Annotated in this window: 16 protein-coding genes; 8 read left to right on the top strand and 8 right to left on the bottom strand. The window is 68.3% G+C overall.

Going from position 1 to position 15,959, the window contains the following annotated elements; translation table 11 throughout:
- Nucleotides 1-14: 14 nt before the first annotated feature.
- Nucleotides 15-722 carry a YceH family protein gene (locus ASF94_RS13375; protein ID WP_056667032.1) on the bottom strand — a complete coding sequence of 236 codons (708 nt, stop codon included), beginning with the start codon at nucleotides 720-722 and terminating at the stop codon, nucleotides 15-17.
- A gap of 24 nt (nucleotides 723-746) precedes the next feature.
- Here ASF94_RS13375 and purN point away from each other — a divergent pair, with 24 nt between their 5' ends.
- On the top strand, nucleotides 747-1,331 hold the full coding sequence (purN, locus tag ASF94_RS13370) for a phosphoribosylglycinamide formyltransferase (RefSeq protein ID WP_056667030.1): 585 nt from the start codon (nucleotides 747-749) through the stop codon (nucleotides 1,329-1,331).
- 51 nt (nucleotides 1,332-1,382) lie between these two features.
- On the opposite strand, the gene ASF94_RS13365 is transcribed toward purN, so the two are convergent.
- Nucleotides 1,383-2,447, bottom strand: a complete 1,065-nt coding sequence (locus ASF94_RS13365) for a sensor domain-containing diguanylate cyclase (protein WP_082493246.1) — start codon at nucleotides 2,445-2,447, stop codon at nucleotides 1,383-1,385.
- A 249-nt stretch (nucleotides 2,448-2,696) separates the two neighbouring features.
- Nucleotides 2,697-2,960: a DUF1653 domain-containing protein gene (locus tag ASF94_RS13360; RefSeq protein WP_056667025.1), complete on the bottom strand. Its 264-nt coding sequence runs from the start codon at nucleotides 2,958-2,960 to the stop codon at nucleotides 2,697-2,699.
- A 116-nt stretch (nucleotides 2,961-3,076) separates the two neighbouring features.
- Here ASF94_RS13360 and ASF94_RS13355 point away from each other — a divergent pair, with 116 nt between their 5' ends.
- Complete coding sequence (locus tag ASF94_RS13355; RefSeq protein ID WP_056667022.1) at nucleotides 3,077-4,351, top strand: RsmB/NOP family class I SAM-dependent RNA methyltransferase; 1,275 nt, start codon at nucleotides 3,077-3,079, stop codon at nucleotides 4,349-4,351.
- Between the two features lie 60 nt (nucleotides 4,352-4,411).
- Here ASF94_RS13355 and ASF94_RS13350 read toward each other — a convergent pair whose 3' ends face one another.
- A complete protein-coding gene (locus tag ASF94_RS13350; RefSeq protein ID WP_056667019.1) occupies nucleotides 4,412-4,852 on the bottom strand; it encodes a hypothetical protein in 441 nt (146 codons plus the stop codon).
- A 236-nt stretch (nucleotides 4,853-5,088) separates the two neighbouring features.
- Between ASF94_RS13350 and ASF94_RS13345 the strand changes: the two genes are divergently transcribed.
- Entirely contained in the window at nucleotides 5,089-6,660 is a 1,572-nt protein-coding gene (locus ASF94_RS13345) for a PLP-dependent aminotransferase family protein (RefSeq protein ID WP_082493244.1), read from the top strand.
- Nucleotides 6,661-6,706: 46 nt separating this feature from the next.
- Here ASF94_RS13345 and rpmG read toward each other — a convergent pair whose 3' ends face one another.
- The 3 genes from rpmG to trxB form a co-directional block, all read right to left on the bottom strand.
- Nucleotides 6,707-6,877 carry a 50S ribosomal protein L33 gene (gene rpmG, locus ASF94_RS13340; protein ID WP_027995663.1) on the bottom strand — a complete coding sequence of 57 codons (171 nt, stop codon included), beginning with the start codon at nucleotides 6,875-6,877 and terminating at the stop codon, nucleotides 6,707-6,709.
- Nucleotides 6,878-6,891: 14 nt separating this feature from the next.
- On the bottom strand, nucleotides 6,892-7,125 hold the full coding sequence (rpmB, locus tag ASF94_RS13335) for a 50S ribosomal protein L28 (protein WP_056667014.1): 234 nt from the start codon (nucleotides 7,123-7,125) through the stop codon (nucleotides 6,892-6,894).
- Nucleotides 7,126-7,315: 190 nt separating this feature from the next.
- Complete coding sequence (gene trxB, locus ASF94_RS13330; protein ID WP_056667012.1) at nucleotides 7,316-8,275, bottom strand: thioredoxin-disulfide reductase; 960 nt, start codon at nucleotides 8,273-8,275, stop codon at nucleotides 7,316-7,318.
- A gap of 345 nt (nucleotides 8,276-8,620) precedes the next feature.
- Between trxB and ASF94_RS13325 the strand changes: the two genes are divergently transcribed.
- Both ASF94_RS13325 and lolA read left to right on the top strand, forming a co-directional pair.
- Nucleotides 8,621-10,960, top strand: a complete 2,340-nt coding sequence (locus tag ASF94_RS13325; protein WP_056667009.1) for a DNA translocase FtsK — start codon at nucleotides 8,621-8,623, stop codon at nucleotides 10,958-10,960.
- Between the two features lie 133 nt (nucleotides 10,961-11,093).
- On the top strand, nucleotides 11,094-11,708 hold the full coding sequence (lolA, locus tag ASF94_RS13320; protein ID WP_056667006.1) for an outer membrane lipoprotein chaperone LolA: 615 nt from the start codon (nucleotides 11,094-11,096) through the stop codon (nucleotides 11,706-11,708).
- A 62-nt stretch (nucleotides 11,709-11,770) separates the two neighbouring features.
- Here lolA and ASF94_RS13315 read toward each other — a convergent pair whose 3' ends face one another.
- On the bottom strand, nucleotides 11,771-12,136 hold the full coding sequence (locus ASF94_RS13315; RefSeq protein ID WP_056667004.1) for a DUF1304 domain-containing protein: 366 nt from the start codon (nucleotides 12,134-12,136) through the stop codon (nucleotides 11,771-11,773).
- 125 nt (nucleotides 12,137-12,261) lie between these two features.
- Between ASF94_RS13315 and ASF94_RS13310 the strand changes: the two genes are divergently transcribed.
- The 3 genes from ASF94_RS13310 to ASF94_RS13300 all read left to right on the top strand — a co-directional run bounded on the left by ASF94_RS13310 (nucleotide 12,262) and on the right by ASF94_RS13300 (nucleotide 15,956).
- Nucleotides 12,262-13,599, top strand: a complete 1,338-nt coding sequence (locus ASF94_RS13310) for a replication-associated recombination protein A (protein WP_056667001.1) — start codon at nucleotides 12,262-12,264, stop codon at nucleotides 13,597-13,599.
- A gap of 335 nt (nucleotides 13,600-13,934) precedes the next feature.
- A complete protein-coding gene (locus ASF94_RS13305) occupies nucleotides 13,935-14,864 on the top strand; it encodes a branched-chain amino acid ABC transporter permease (RefSeq protein WP_056666998.1) in 930 nt (309 codons plus the stop codon).
- A gap of 15 nt (nucleotides 14,865-14,879) precedes the next feature.
- Complete coding sequence (locus ASF94_RS13300) at nucleotides 14,880-15,956, top strand: ABC transporter ATP-binding protein (RefSeq protein ID WP_056666996.1); 1,077 nt, start codon at nucleotides 14,880-14,882, stop codon at nucleotides 15,954-15,956.
- Nucleotides 15,957-15,959 lie beyond the last annotated feature (3 nt).

Here is a 15,959-nt window from a genome sequence, read left to right as displayed (position 1 = left end):
CACGGTCGTGCTTTTCAGTCCTGTCCGGGCGGTGACACGGGCGGCTGCGGAGCGGCGATGCCCAGCTCCTGGCACAGCTGGCGCACCACGCCACGCAATGCGTCCACTTCCGCCTCCAGCGCGGCCACGCGCCCGGCCAGCCCGCCCGGGCCGCCGCTGCCGCCTTCGCCGCCGCCCGGTGCCGCAGTCAGGCTGGCGATGTCCACCGGCCCGCACAGCAGATGCGCCCAGCGCGGCTCGCGGGCCCCTGGCGCGCGCGGCAGCAGCACGACCAGCGGGCCGCCTTTCTCGTCGCTGCGCTCGGCCAGCTCGTTCAAGAAGCCTTCCACCGACGAGATGTCGGCGAAGCGGTGCCAGCGCTCGGCGTTGATGCGCAGTTCACCGGCGGTCTGCGGGCCGCGCAGCATCAGCAGCGACAGCAGCACCGCCGACTGGTCGGGCACGCCCGCACCGCGCGGGAAGTTGTGCTCGAAGCGGGTCGCCCGGTTGCCGCCGATCTCCACCGACAGCGTGCGCTGGCGCAGCCCGTCAAGCGCGTCCTGCGCCTCGGCATCGGTCAGCTGCATCACCGGGTCGCGGCTGGACTTCTGGTTGCAGCCGGCCACCACGCCGTTCAGCGTGAGCGGGTAGCTGTCGGGCACGGTGCGCGACTTTTCCATCAGCGTGGCGAGCACGCGCGCCTGGATCGGGGTCAGGGGTTGGGTGCGGGGATCGAAGGGCATGGCGGACGGGATAATTGGGGGCAAATGAAGAACATCGTGATTTTGATCTCAGGCGCCGGCTCCAACATGGCCGCCATCGTGCAGAAGGCCCGCGAGCAGGACTGGGCCGGCCGCCATGGCGTGCGCGTGGCTGCCGTGCTGAGCAACAAGGAGGGCGCCGGGGGCCTGGCGCTGGCGCGCGCCCAGGGCATCGCCACCCAGGTGGTGGACCACCGCCAGCACGCCACGCGGGAGGATTTCGACGCCGCGCTGGCCGCCGCCATCGACGTGCACCAGCCCGCCCTGGTGGTGCTGGCGGGCTTCATGCGCATCCTGACCGAGGGCTTCGTGCAGCACTACGCGGGGCGGCTGGTCAACATCCATCCGTCGCTGCTGCCCGCCTTCACCGGCCTGCACACGCACCAGCGCGCCATCGATGCGGGCTGCACGGTGGCCGGCTGCACGGTGCACCAGGTGACGGCCGAGCTGGATGCCGGGCCCATCCTGGCGCAGGGCGTGGTGCCGGTGTTGCCGGGCGACACGGCCGGCAGCCTGGCGGCCCGCGTACAGGCGCAGGAGCATGCGATCTACCCGTCCGCCGTGCTCAGGTTGTTGCAGCAGGGAAGCTGAGCGCGCCCAGCCACCATGGGGAGCCCCGCGGTGCGTGGCGCACGGTGGGCTTCAGGACCAGCCGCTGAACACGCGCACCTGATTGCGCCCGCCGGCTTTCGCTTCGTACAGCGCGCGGTCGGCCCGCGCCAGCAGCGCCCTGACATCGCACCGTTCATCGACCCCTGCGGTGGCCACGCCCAGGCTGGCCGTGACCGGCCGGTGGGGCCAGTGGGTGCCGATCAGCGCGGCGTGCAGCGCGTCGGCCGTCTGCCGGGCATCCGCCGTACCGGTCGCAGGGAGCAGCACGCAGAATTCCTCGCCCCCGAAGCGCGCGGCGAAATGGCCCGGCGCGATGGCGCCGCGAACCACTTCGGCGGCATGCCGCAGCACGTCGTCGCCTGCCGGGTGGCCCAGCTCGTCATTGACGCGCTTGAAGTGGTCGAGGTCGATCATCACCAGGCTCAGCGGCTGGCTGCTCTTGTGACTTTCCTCCGCGCTGGTGATGAGGTTGCGGTCCAGGCAGCGCCGGTTCCAGAGTCCGGCGAGCCCTTCGGTCATGCTGTCGAGTTCGAGGCCGGCCATCGCCTGGCGCAGTTCCAGCTGCGTCACCACCTGCCGGGCCAGCGATGCGAGGGCGAGGCGCTCGGTGTCCGACAAGGTCCGTGGCTCGCGGTCCAGCACGCAGATGGTGCCGATGGGCAGGCCGTTCGACGTGATCAGCGGCGCGCCGGCGTAGAAGCGGATTTGCGGCTCGCCGGTCACCATCGGATTGCCTGCGAAACGCGGGTCGAGGTGCGCGTCCGGCACCTCGAGCACGGAGTCGGGCGCCAGGATGGCATGCGCGCAGAACGAGGTTTCCCGCGGCGTCTCGGAGGTGTCGACGCCCCTGCGTGACTTGAACCACTGGCGATCCGCGTCGACGAGCGAGATCAGCGCGATGGGCGCCTGGCACACGGCGGAAGCCAGCATGGTGAGGTCGTCGAAGGCCTGCTCTGGCCGGGAGTCGAGCACGCGCAGCCTGTGCTGGGCGTCCAGGCGGTGCACCTCGTTGAAGTGGGGTCCGGCGCCCGGCGGCCGCAAGGGGGCTTCGGAGACCGGCGCAGCGGAGGGAGCAGGAGGCTGAATGGAGGGCATCGAGAGCTTGCCGGGAGGGTCGGGCCGAGGTTGCATGCAGCATCGGGCCGTCCAGCGGGGGAGGGCAACGGCCGGCCGATGCACGAGAGGATAAGCGCGTTCGATGGCGCATGGCGGGCGGAGGTTTCGCGGCCGGGCCGCGGCGGCAATCCGCCGTCCCGCGCTCGGGTCATTCTCGTCACGCCAGCCATGAATCGCTATGAAATTAATAGCTAGAAACCCAGTGATGGAGAGCGCGATTTGCGATTCTCAGCTGCCTCGGTGCTCCGGCGCCGCATCGGGCTCCACACGGCGAAAACGCGGCTGCTCCTGGCCTTCGATCACCACGGTCTCTTCAAACATCGCTGCGGGGCGCACCCACAACCCCCGCTCTCCGTAGAGCGCGCGGTAGAGCGTCATCGGCTCCAGTGTCTCGCTGTGCCGCACGGTGTCGATCACCTCGTACAGCAGTCCTTTGTAGTGGCGGTAGCGGCCGGGCGGGGTGCGGTGCAGCGGGGGCAGTTCATCGTTCATGGCTGAGGCAGAGTGCGTAGGAGGAGTGCGGCGCGATGGAGCGCGGCGGCGGCTGCCAGTGTCGCTGCGTTTTCCGGTGCCGCTGTGCCGCGCGGCGCCAGTGGGACAATCGCACCATGCACCCAAAAGCCCTTCTGGACGCCTGCGCTGAACTAGTCAGGCTGACTTTGACCTTCGAACACCCGGCGGACTCCGTCGTTTCCCGATTCTTCCGCGACAACCGGTCGCTGGGCCCGCGCGAACGTGCGACCCTGGCCGAGACCACCTACGCCGTGCTGCGCAAGAAGCTGCTGTTCGAGCAGCTCGCCCGCTCCGGCAGCGGCCCCAAGGAGCGGCGCCTGGCCATCCTGGGCTTTCACGGCCCGCGCGACTTTCTGAAAAGCGCGCTGAACGACCAGGAAAAGAACTGGCTGGAGCAGTGCGACACGCTGCAGCCGGACGACCTGATGGAGCGCCACCGCCACAACCTGCCCGAATGGCTGGTCGCGCCGCTCAAGGAGCAATTGGGTGACGGCTTCTGGCCGCTGGCCGAAAGCATGCAGCAGGGCGCGCCGCTCGACTTGCGCGTCAATGCCCTGTCGGACAAGCGGGCCGAGGTGCAGAAAGAGCTGTCGCAAGCCGGCATCAAGGCCGTTGCCACGCCCTATTCGCCCTGGGGCCTGCGCGTGGACGGCAAGCCGGCGCTCACCAAGCTGCCCGCCTTCGTGCGCGGCGCCATCGAGGTGCAGGACGAAGGCTCGCAGCTGCTGGCCCTGCTGCTGGACGCCAAGCGCGGCGAGATGGTGGTCGATTTCTGCGCCGGCGCCGGCGGCAAGACGCTGGCCATCGGCGCCAGCATGCGCAACACCGGCCGGCTGTATGCCTTCGACGTGTCGGCCCATCGGCTGGACGCGCTCAAGCCGCGCCTGGCCCGCAGCGGCCTGTCGAACGTGCATCCGGCCGCCATCGCGCATGAGCGCGACGACCGCGTCAAGCGCCTGGCCGGCAAGATCGACCGGGTGCTGGTGGATGCGCCGTGCTCGGGCCTGGGCACGCTGCGCCGCAACCCCGACCTGAAGTGGCGGCAGTCGCCCGAGGCGCTGCAGGAGTTGGCGGCCAAGCAGACGGCCATCCTGGCCAGCGCCGCGCGGCTGCTCAAGCCCGGCGGCCGGCTGGTCTACGCCACCTGCAGCGTGCTGCCGCAGGAAAACGAAGCCATCGCCGATGCCTTCACCGCCGCGCATCCCGACTTCGAGCCGGCCGATGCGGGCGAGCTGCTGACCCAGCTGAAGGTGGAGCATGCCGCCCGCCTGTGCCGCGGCGGCGCCACCGGCACACAGAACCTGCGCCTCTGGCCGCATACCCACCAGACCGACGGCTTCTTCGCCGCGGTGTGGACGCGCAAGGGCTGAATCCACGCAGGCCCGGGCGGGGCTGGCCCAGGCGCGGCGCACATCCGGCGGGGCGCCCGCTCAGGCCTGCGAGATGGCGCCTCCGGCGGCTGTCGCTCGCGCCCGCTGCCGCCAGCCTGCCAAGCGCGCCGGCAAGCCCGCCAGGGCGCGGGTCCATGCGGCAAAGCGGGCGGGCGCCGGAGGGGGTTCCGCCAGCGCGACGCACGCCTTGTCCGGGCCTGCGTTCGTCAGCTGCACCCAGGCCGCGCTGCCGCCCGATGGCACGCACCAGGCCTGGCCGGCCTCCAGCACATGGGGCATGCCGCGCGCCAGCAGCATCTGTCCACACATCGCCGGCCCGCTGGCCAGCCGGACCCGGCCGCTTTCCACCTGCAGCATGGCGCCCGGCGGCAGGCACACCCAGGTGCTGCAACGGGCGGGCAGGTCGGTGCGCGCAGCGGCGCTCGGTGGGGCGCTGGCGTTTCGGGGTGCGGTGGCGATGGGTGCGGTGCTGGAAGGCATGGGGGGCTCCTGGGGCGAGTGGCCTGAAAACGGTGGGCGAAAGCGTTTCAGGAATGGCCTTGAGCGTAGGGGACCCGGCCCGATCGGGGCAGGCACAGGCGCCGATCCGCCGGTCCATAACAGCGGCGGATTTTTCTGCGCTGTTATGGTGTCCTGCGGGCCTGCCTGTATCTGCCCGGCCGGGGCCGGCTTTGGCATGATCGATGTCGCCGCCTCCACGCCCGCGACGTGCTCCCATGACCCTCCACTCCGTCCCTCTCCCCGTGCCCCCTGCTTCCGGGGCCGCAGCGGCGCCCCGGCCGGCGAGCGGCAATGCACCGCGCTACCGCCAGTTGGCGGCCTTGTACGAGCAGGCGATTGCTGCCGGCACCCTGGCGCCCGCCATGCGGCTGCCCTCGGTGCGCGAGCTGTGCCAGCGCCACGGTGTCAGCCTGACCACGGCCTTGCAGGTGCTGCGGCAGCTCGAATCCGACGGCCGCGTCGAGGCGCGCGAGCGGGTGGGGTATTTCGTGCGCAGCCCGCAGCGGGCCGATGCGCTGCCCGCCGTGCGCGAGCCCGACATCCACGAGCCGCTGCAGCCCGACCCGCAGGTGTTCGCCGGCATCAACGAGCGCATCTCGCTGTTTCTGGAAAAGGCACGCCTGGCCGGCCCGGGCGTGCTGGACCTGGGCAGCGCCATGCCGGCGCCCAGCCTCTTCGATGCCGCGGCCCTCAACCGGCTGGCCGCGCAGTTGCTGCGCGAGCAGCCCGACGTGCTGGTCTATGGGCCCTCCGCGCCCACCACGCACCCGGAATTCCAGCAGGCCATGGCGCGCCATGCGCTGACCTTCGGCGTCAGCCTGGCGCCGGACGAGATCGGCGCGACGCACGGCAATTCGGAGGCCGTGAACCTGGCGCTCGACGCCATCGCCGGCCCGGGCGACGTCATCGCGGTGGAGTCGCCCACCTTCTTCGGCATCCTGCAGGCGATCGAGGTGCGGGGCCTGCGGGCGCTGGAAATTCCCAGCAGCCCGCGCACCGGGATCTCGCTGGAGGCGCTGGAGCTGGCGGCCCGCAACGAGCCGCGCCTGAAGGGCGTGGTGGTCGTGCCGCATCTGCAGATGCCGCTGGGCAGCGTCATGCCCGATGCGCACAAGGAGCGGCTGGTGGCCCTGTGCGTCGAATACGGACTGGCGTTGATCGAGGACGACATCTACCGCGAGTTCGTCGAATCGCCCGTGCCGCTGCGGCCGGCCAAGGCCTGGGACCGGCCGGGCGATGCGGGCCAGGTGATCTATTGCGCCTCGCTCAGCAAAAGCTTCGCGCCCGGGCTGCGGCAGGGCTGGATGAGCGCGGGCCGCTGGCATGCCCGGGTGCAGATGCTGAAGTTCGCCCGCACGCGCAACATGCAGTCGTGGTCTCAGCTGCTGGCGGCGCGCAGCGTCGATTCCCCGGCGTATGAGCGCCACATGCGCCGCATGCGCATGCAGTTGCGAGCGCAGCGCGAAGCGGGTGCCCAGGCCATCGCCCGCTACTTTCCGCCAGGCACGCGCCTCAGTCTGCCGCCCGGGGGCATCAGCCTGTGGATGGAACTGCCGGCGGGCATCTCCACCAGCCGCCTCTATGACGAAGCCCTGTCGCGCGGCATTCGCGTGGCGCCGGGTTCGATGTTCTCCAATACCGGACGGTACGAGCACTTCCTGCGCATGAGCTGCGGCAGGCCCTTCACTCCGCAGGTGGAGGCGGGCTACCGCGTGCTCGGCGAACTGATGGCGGCGCAGCAGCAGCGCGCACCCGCCGAGGCCATCGCCAAGACCTTGCGGGCATAAAAAAACCGCCCGGAGGCGGTTTCTTGAAGGCGATGCCGCTGAAGGATTACTTCAGCTTCATTTCCTTGTACTCGACGTGCTTGCGAGCCTTGGGATCAAATTTCATGATCAGCATCTTCTCGGGCATCGTCTTCTTGTTCTTGGTCGTGGTGTAGAAGTGGCCGGTACCCGCAGTGGATTCCAGCTTGATCTTGTCGCGTCCGCCTTTGGTTGCCATGGTCGGTCTCCTGTTTAAGCCTGGCCGCGTGCACGCAGGTCTGCGAGCACGGCGTCGATACCGTTCTTGTCGATCAGGCGCAGACCGGCGTTGGAAATGCGCAGACGCACCCAGCGGTTTTCGCTCTCGACCCAGAAACGGCGGTATTGCAGGTTCGGCAGGAACCGGCGCTTGGTCTTGTTGTTGGCGTGGGAAACATTGTTCCCGACCATGGGGCCTTTGCCCGTGACTTCACATACGCGTGCCATGAGGACACTCCGATAGTTTTCAACGGCCGTTTCGCGAAGGGCCCTGCGGCGGCTGCCGCGGGGCCTGCTCTTGCGGCCTCACCTCGCCAGAAAGGGTGGCGGTAACCCGTTGCTTTGATTCTGCTGCCCCGCAGCACCCGTGAGATGAGTGCGCAGAAATCAGCAAAGCCGCAGATTATAGCCCGCGCTGTCAGATCACGCCATCTTGTTCCAGAAAGCGCTGCGCATCCAGGGCCGCCATGCAGCCCGTGCCGGCGCTGGTGATGGCCTGGCGATAGACGTGGTCCTGCACGTCGCCGGCCGCGAACACGCCCGGCACGCTGGTCTGCGTGGCGAAGCCCTTGAGGCCGCCCTGCGTGACGATGTAGCCGTTGTCCATGGTCAGCTGGCCGTTGAAGATGTCGGTGTTGGGCGCGTGGCCGATGGCGATGAAGCAGCCTTGCAGCGCGATGTCGTGCGTGCTGCCGTCCAGCGTGCTCTTCACGCGGATGCCGGTCACGCCGGTGGCGTCGCCCAGGACCTCGTCGAGCGTGTGGAAGGTCTTGAGCTCGATCTTGCCGGCCGCGACCTTCTCGTTGAGCTTGTCCACCAGGATGGGTTCGGCCTTGAACTTGTCGCGGCGGTGCACCAGCGTCACCTTGCGGGCGATGTTCGAAAGGTAGAGCGCTTCTTCGACGGCGGTGTTGCCGCCGCCGACCACGCAAACGTCCTGCTCGCGGTAGAAGAAGCCGTCACACGTGGCGCAGCCCGACACGCCCTTGCCCATGAAGGCCTCTTCCGAAGGCAGGCCCAGGTACTTGGCCGATGCGCCGGTGGCGATGATGAGCGAATCGCAGGTGTAGGTGCCGCTGTCGCCGGTCAGGGTGAAGGGGCGCTTGCTGAAGTCCACCGTGTGGATGTGGTCGAACACGATCTTCGTCTTGAAACGCTCGGCGTGTTCCAGGAAGCGCTGCATCAGCTCGGGGCCCTGCACGCCATTCACGTCGGCGGGCCAGTTGTCCACCTCGGTCGTGGTCATCAGCTGCCCGCCCTGGGCGATGCCGGTGATCAGCACCGGGTTCAGGTTGGCGCGCGCGGCATACACCGCAGCGGTGTATCCGGCAGGGCCGGAGCCGAGGATCATGACTTTGGCGTGTTGGGAATTGGGCATGTCAGAGTGAGATGTAAACGGTGCAGGCCGGAGGGTTCCGGCCGCATCCGCAGATGTCAGATGAGGCGGTGGTGGCAGAGTATCAACCCGGCCGATAGCCGGCGAGCCGGCGGTTTTCAATCGCAGCGATTGTAAGAACGTGTTGACAACCCCGCAGGGCATGGCGTTGGAGCGCCACCGGGAGGAGGGGGTGCGTGGCAGCCCGCCCTGCGCGCGCCCCGCCGTGCGGCCCCTGGCAGATCGTGGATACGTCCCAGGAAACCATCGGCGGCCCCGGACGTGCCGGGTCCAGCCGGCGGCGTCGGGCCCGTCGCGGCCATCGGGTAAGCTCGGCCGCGCACCGTTATGACCTATTCCCTCAATACCCTGAATGCTTCGTCTGGAAAGTCCGCTCCTCCCACCAGGGCGGCGCGCTTCGGCCATGAAATCGGCCTGGTGCTGGGCCTGTTGGCCCTGGTGTTCTGGCTGCTCGCGCTGGCCAGCTACTCGGGCCACGACGCGGCCTGGTCCACCTCGGGTGCCAATGACGGGCGCGTGCTGACCAACTGGGCCGGGCGCCTGGGTGCGTGGCTGGCCGACTGCAGCTATTTTGCCTTCGGCTTCTCCGTGTGGTGGTGCCTGGCAGCGGGCGTGCGCGCCTGGCTCGCGTCGCTGGCGCGGTGGATGGGCGGCGGCGAATCGATGCTGGACAGCAATCCGCGCAGTCCCTGGGCACGGCGCCTGCTCTTCTGGGGCGGCCTGGTCATCTTGCTGTGCGCCAGCGCCGGGCTGGAATGGTCGCGCCTTTATCGATTCGAGGGCGCGCTGCCGGGGCAGGCCGGTGGCGTGCTCGGCCACGCCATGGGCTCGATGGGTGTAAAGTGGCTGGGCTTCACCGGCTCGGGCCTGGTGGGGGTGATGCTGGTGGTGCTGGGTGCAGCCCTGGTGTTCCGGTTCTCCTGGGGCCACGTGGCCGAGCGGCTGGGTGGCCGCATCGACGGCATGGTGCAGTTCGGCCGCGCCAAGCGCGAGAAGGCGCGCGACGTCGCGGTGGGCAAGCGGGCGGCGCGCGAGCGTGAGGAGGTGCTGCAGGAAGAGCGCCACGACACCGAGGAGCACTCGCCGCAGCCGGTGCAGATCATCGAGCCCGTCTTCACCGACGTGCCGCAGAGCGCGCGCGTGGTGAAGGAGCGGCAGAAGCCGCTCTTCACCGAAATGCCCGACAGCCGCCTGCCGCAGGTCGATCTGCTGGACGCGGCGCCTTCCCAGCGCCAGGAAACCGTCTCCCCCGAGACGCTGGAGATGACCAGCCGGCTGATCGAGAAGAAGCTAAAGGACTTCGGCGTGGAGGTGCGGGTGGTCGCGGCCATGCCCGGCCCGGTCATCACCCGCTACGAGATCGAGCCGGCCACGGGCGTGAAGGGCTCGCAGATCGTGGGCCTGGCGAAAGACCTGGCGCGGTCGCTGTCGCTGGTCTCCATCCGCGTGATCGAGACCATCCCGGGCAAGAACTACATGGCGCTGGAGCTGCCCAACGCCAAGCGGCAGTCGATCCGGCTGTCGGAAATCCTTGGCTCGCACGTCTATCACGAAGCCAAGAGCATGCTGACCATGGGCCTGGGCAAGGACATCGTCGGCAACCCGGTGGTGGCCGACCTGGCCAAGATGCCGCACGTGCTGGTGGCCGGTACCACCGGCTCGGGCAAGTCGGTGGGGATCAACGCGATGATCCTCTCGCTGCTCTACAAGGCCGAGGCACGCGACGTGCGCCTCTTGATGATCGACCCGAAGATGCTGGAAATGTCGGTCTACGAAGGCATTCCGCACCTGCTGGCTCCGGTGGTCACCGACATGAAGCAGGCCGCGCACGGCCTGAACTGGTGCGTGGCCGAGATGGAGCGCCGCTACAAGCTCATGTCCAAGCTCGGCGTGCGCAACCTGGCGGGCTACAACACCAAGATCGACGAAGCCAAGGCGCGGGAAGAATTCATCTACAACCCCTTCAGCCTGACGCCCGAGGAGCCCGAGCCGCTCCAGCGCCTGCCGCACATCGTGGTCATCATCGACGAGCTGGCCGACCTGATGATGGTGGTGGGCAAGAAGATCGAAGAGCTGATCGCCCGCCTGGCGCAGAAGGCGCGCGCGGCCGGCATCCACCTGATCCTGGCCACGCAGCGCCCCAGCGTCGATGTGATCACCGGCCTGATCAAGGCCAACATCCCGACCCGGATCGCGTTCTCGGTGGGCTCCAAGATCGACAGCCGCACCATCCTCGACCAGATGGGCGCCGAGGCGCTGCTGGGCATGGGCGACATGCTCTACATGGCCAGCGGCACCGGGCTGCCCATCCGGGTCCACGGCGCCTTCGTCTCCGACGAAGAGGTGCACCGGGTCGTGAACTACCTCAAGAGCCAGGGCGAACCCGATTACATCGACGGCGTGCTGGAAGGCGGCACGGTGGACGGCGACGACGGCCCGATGGGCGACGGCGAGGCCAGTGGCGAGAAGGACCCGATGTACGACCAGGCCGTGGAAGTGGTGCTGAAGGACCGCAAGGCCAGCATCTCGTACGTGCAGCGCAAGCTGCGCATCGGCTACAACCGCTCCGCGCGGCTGCTGGAAGACATGGAGAAGGCGGGGCTGGTCAGCGCGCTCACCTCCAGTGGGCAACGCGAGGTCCTGGTGCCGAACCGCAGCAGCGAGTGAGGCCCTTGGCAGCCTGCGGTGCCGGGCCCGCTGCGGGCGGCGCACCGCCCGCCGACTTGAACGGCGGCGCGGTTGCCCCATCTGAAGCCTTTAGCCATTCGTCCGAGGAGACCCCGTGAAGCAGTGGATTGCTATGTTTTTGATAGCTGCAGGCGCCCAATCTGCCAGCGCCGACGGCCTGAAAAGCCTGGAGTCCTTCATGCGGGGCGCGCAGTCCGGCCGAGCCGACTTCACGCAGACCGTCACCTCGCCCGCCAAGGACGGCCAGGCGCCCCGGGTCAAGACCTCCTCGGGCACGTTCGAATTCCAGCGTCCGGGCCGGTTCAAGTTCGCCTACAAGAAGCCTTTCGAGCAGACCATCGTCGCCGACGGCAAGACGCTGTGGCTCTACGACGCCGACCTGAACCAGGTCACGCAGCGGTCGCAGGACCAGGCGCTGGGCTCCACGCCTGCGGCGCTGCTCGCCTCTGCCCCCGACCTGAAGGCGCTGCAGAAGGACTTCACCCTGCAGCCCGCGCCCGACCAGGACAACCTGCAGTGGGTGGTCGCCACGCCCAAGGCAGCCGATGGGCAGTTGAAGAGCGTGCGCGTGGGCTTCGAAGGCGACAACCTGGCGGCGCTGGACATACTCGACAGCTTCGGCCAGCGCTCGCAGATCCGGTTCGCCTCGATGCAGGCCAACGCGGCCTTGCCTGCGGCCACCTTCCAGTTCAAGGCACCTGCAGGCGCCGACGTGGTGACGCAATAAGCATCAGCGCGGCGGGCTGGTGGCTGGTGGGGGGGCAGGCCTCCCCGCGCCCGCAGGTCCGCTCAGCGCGCGGCCGCCATCACCAGCAGCAGCCCGATGGTGGCCGGCACGGCCTGGATGAACAGGATCTTGCGGCTGGCCGTCAACGCCCCGAAGACGCCCGCCACCAGCACGCACAGCAGGAAAAACACTTGCACCTGCCGACCGAAATCGCCACCCAGCCACAGGCCCCACAGCAGGCCGGCGGCCAGGAACCCGTTGTAGAGGCCCTGGTTCGCGCCCAGCACCTTGGTGGCGCTTGCCTTGTCCTGGCTCATGCCGAACGCCCGCAGGCCCGCGGGCTTGTCCCACAGAAACATCTCCAGCACCAGGATGTAGATATGCAGCAGGGCGATCAGCCCGACAACGATGGCGGCGGCGGTATGCATGGGCAGTCCTCGGCAGGATGGGGCTGGCAGCATAGCGGCTTCGCGACGGGTCGCGCTGTCGCAGGCGCGGCCGATCGTTGCCCCGCCGTGCTTCGTCCTCCCATCGAAACCCCGCCACCGCCACCATGACCGCCCGTCCTTCCCCCGCTGCCGCACCTGCCCACCAGCCCCTGGCGGAACGCCTGCGCCCTCGCACGCTGGGCGAGGTGATCGGCCAGCAGCACGTGCTGGGGCCCGGCATGCCGCTCCGGCTGGCTTTCGAGTCGGGCCGGCCGCACAGCTGCATCCTGTGGGGCCCGCCGGGTGTCGGCAAGACCACCATCGCACGGCTGATGGCCGACGCGTTCGATGCGCAGTTCATCAGCATCAGCGCGGTGCTAGGGGGCGTGAAGGACATCCGCGAGGCGGTGGAACGCGCCCAGTCGGCGCGCGACGGGCTGATGCAGCAACGCACCATCGTCTTCGTCGACGAGGTGCACCGCTTCAACAAGAGCCAGCAGGACGCCTTCCTGCCGCACGTCGAATCGGGCCTCTTCACCTTCATCGGGGCCACCACCGAGAACCCGTCGTTCGAGGTGAATTCGGCACTGCTCTCGCGGGCGGCCGTCTACGTGCTGCAGCCGCTTTCCGTCGACGATCTGAAGCAGATCGTGGCCCTGGCGCAGGCTCACAAAGCGCTTCCTGCTATCGAGAGCGTAGCGGAAGACCGGCTGGTGGCCTATGCCGACGGCGATGCCCGGCGGCTGCTCAACACGCTCGAAACGCTGGCCATGGCGGCCACGCAGGAAAAGCGGGACACCATCACGGATGCGTGGCTGCTGAAGGTGCTGGGCGAGCGCATGCGCCGCTACGACAAGGGTGGCGAGCAGTTCTACGACACCATCAGCGCCCTGCACAAGTCGGTGCGCGGCTCCGACCCGGACGCGGCGCTCTACTGGTTCGTGCGCATGCTCGACGGCGGGGCCGACCCGCGCTACATGGCGCGTCGCCTGGTGCGCATGGCCAGCGAAGACATCGGCCTGGCCGACCCCCGCGCGCTGCGGCTGGCCCTCGACGCGGCCGAGGTATATGAGCGGCTGGGCACGCCCGAGGGCGAACTGGCTCTCGCCGAATGCGTGATCTACCTGGCCGTGGCGCCGAAGTCCAACGCGGTCTACAAGGCCTACAACGCCGCGCGGGCCCACATCAAGCAGGACGGCACCCGGCCCGTGCCCATGCACCTGCGCAATGCGCCGACGAAGCTGATGAAGCAGCTCGACTACGGGCGCGGCTACCGCTACGCCCACGACGAGGAGGGCGGCTTCGCTGCGGGCGAAACCTATCTGCCTGAAGGCATGGAGCCCCCCGGCTTCTACCGACCGGTTGCGCGGGGGCTGGAACTCAAGATCGCCCAGAAGCTGGACGAGCTGCGCGCGCGCAACGAAGCCCGTGCTCCGGCGCCGGGCGAGGGCGCCGGCGACTGAGCCTGGAGCGGCGGGCTGCCGTCCACCTGCCCGTCCACCTGCCCGTCCGCCCGGCAAGCCCGGCACGCCCACGGCGCGACATGCCGCGCCGCAGGGGCTATTTGGCATCAGAATTTCTAATCACCGCCGTGCGCCGCTGATAAGCGTCGTTTTCAAGGGAAAACCCCGGCTGGGGCGGCGAAGCGGGATAGAAGCAACTGGCTACAATCCCGCCACCTAAACCCGCTCAGTACTCACCCTGGCGGGTTTTTTGCTAGATGGCAGGCGGCTCACAAGGCTGCACCGACCCCCGGTGCCTGCGTGGTGGGTGCGTCACAAACGAAGGATTTTTTCTTATGGATATCTTGCTGCAGCAGATCATCAATGGTCTGGTACTCGGCAGCATGTACGCCTTGATAGCCCTGGGCTATACGATGGTGTACGGCATCATTCAGCTGATCAATTTTGCCCACGGCGAAGTGCTCATGATCGGCGCTCTCACCAGTTGGAGCTGCATCGGCATGATGCAGGAGGCCATGCCCGGTGCCCCCGGCTGGCTGATCCTGCTGATCGCGACCGTCATCGCGTGCGTGGTGGCGGCAACACTCAACTTCGTGATCGAAAAGGTGGCCTACAAGCCGCTGCGCAGCAGCCCCCGGCTGGCCCCGCTGATCACCGCCATCGGCATGTCGATCCTGCTGCAGACGCTGGCGATGATCATCTGGAAGCCGAACTACAAGCCCTATCCGACGCTGCTGCCCACGGCACCGTTCAACGTCGGCGGCGCGGTGATCACCTCGACCCAGATCCTGATCCTGGGCGTGACGGTGGTGGCGCTGGCCTCGCTGATGTACCTGGTGAACTACACCAAGCTCGGCCGCGCCATGCGGGCCACCGCGGAGAACCCGCGCGTCGCCTCGCTGATGGGCGTCAAGCCCGACATGGTCATCTCGGCCACCTTCATCATCGGCGCGGTGCTGGCCGCCATCGCCGGCATCATGTATGCGTCCAACTACGGCACGGCGCAGCACACCATGGGCTTCCTGCCGGGCCTGAAGGCCTTCACGGCGGCCGTGTTCGGCGGCATCGGCAACTTGGCCGGCGCAGTGGTCGGCGGCATTCTGCTGGGCCTGATCGAGGCCATCGGCTCCGGCTACATCGGCACGCTCACCGGCGGCCTGCTGGGCAGCCACTACACCGACATCTTCGCGTTCATCGTGCTCATCATCATCCTCACCCTGCGCCCCTCGGGCCTGCTCGGCGAGCGTGTGGCAGACCGTGCGTAACGAAGGAGCCACGCCATGAAAAACACCAAAGTCCAATGGATCTTCGGCGCCATCGCGCTGCTGGTCCTCCCGCTCATCCTGCAGTCGTTCGGCAATGCCTGGGTCCGCATCGCCGATCTGGCGCTGCTCTATGTGCTGCTGGCCCTGGGCCTGAACATCGTCGTCGGCTACGCCGGCCTGCTCGACCTGGGCTACGTGGCGTTCTACGCCGTGGGCGCCTACCTGTTCGCGCTGATGGCCTCGCCGCACCTGTCGGACACCTTCGCCGGCTTTGCGGCCATGTTCCCGAACGGGCTGCACACCTCGCTCTGGCTGGTGATACCGCTCGCGGCCTTGATAGCGGCGATCTTCGGCGCGCTGCTGGGCGCTCCCACGCTCAAGCTGCGCGGTGACTACCTGGCCATCGTGACGCTGGGCTTCGGCGAGATCATCCGCATCTTCCTGAACAACCTGGACCATCCCGTCAACCTGACCAACGGCCCCAAGGGCATCGGCCAGATCGATTCGGTCAAGGTCTTCGGCCTCGACCTCGGCCGCCGGCTCGAGCTGTTCGGCTTCGACATCAATTCGGTCACCCTCTACTACTACCTGTTCCTGGTGCTGGTCGTGCTGAGCGTGGTGATCTGCTATCGCCTGCAGGATTCCCGCATCGGTCGTGCCTGGATGGCCATCCGCGAAGACGAGATCGCCGCCAAGGCCATGGGCATCAACACCCGCAACATGAAGCTGCTGGCCTTCGGCATGGGCGCTTCGTTCGGCGGCGTGGCGGGCAGCATGTTCGGCGCCTTCCAGGGCTTCGTGTCGCCCGAATCGTTCAGCCTGATGGAGTCGGTCATGATCGTCGCCATGGTGGTGCTGGGCGGCATCGGCCACATTCCGGGCGTGATCCTGGGTGCGGTGCTGCTGTCCGCGCTGCCCGAGGTGCTGCGCTACGTGGCGGGCCCGCTGCAGTCCATGACGGACGGCCGCCTGGACGCCTCCATCCTGCGCCAGCTGCTGATCGCGCTGGCCATGATCATCATCATGCTGCTGCGTCCCCGCGGCCTCTGGCCCGCACCTGAGCACGGCAAGAGCCTGGCCCAGAAGGTCTGAGCA

The organism is Acidovorax sp. Leaf160 (genome assembly GCF_001424265.1).
Lineage (GTDB): Bacteria > Pseudomonadota > Gammaproteobacteria > Burkholderiales > Burkholderiaceae_C > Paracidovorax.
This window is presented reverse-complemented; position numbering and strand designations above follow the sequence as displayed.